This window comes from Dellaglioa sp. CoH-57-MRSF-19 (assembly GCF_056781975.1).
The window spans coordinates 1-481 of the sequence record NZ_JBXAXW010000123.1 but is presented as its reverse complement, the minus strand read 5'-3'; the positions used below and the strand labels follow the sequence as shown (position 1 = coordinate 481).

Annotated in this window: 1 protein-coding gene; it reads right to left on the bottom strand. The window is 58.2% G+C overall.

Annotated elements, in window-relative coordinates; all coding sequences use genetic code 11:
- The coding region (locus AC1RO3_RS08570; protein ID WP_481764013.1) for a hypothetical protein at positions 1-481 on the bottom strand (481 nt) is incomplete at both ends.

Genomic DNA, 481 nt, shown 5'->3' with positions numbered 1-481 from the left:
GAATGTTTCGAACACGCGGGTCCGCACGGAGGGCCTTGAGATGCACGATGCTAGTAGCCACGGAGCGCGGGGTCGTCCATTCGCGGGCCACGGCGACCGGAACCACGAAGTCAAAGCGCGCTTTCATGGCACCGCCAATAACAGCCCCGACCGGATACGAAATGCCATGTTTCTTCAGCACGTCTTCCAGATTGGCGTCGAGGCTAATGGAGTGCCCTACGATTTTTTCGATAGCAGAAAGAGCCTCGTCGCGCGTCCGGTCCTCATCCGTGTTTTCGTCTTCGACGATCAGCAGGTTGTCGTCCACGATGTTGCTCCCAGCTTCCTGCTCCTTCCGCTTGCGCAGAATCAGGTCCGTGATCTCGTTCACGGTGGCGCATCCACGCAGGTCCGCGACAGTGACCGCGACCGCAAAATCGTTGTAAATCTCGTCGCAGACTTCCGCCAGCGGGTGTGCGTTGTACAGATCGTTGTGATCAAC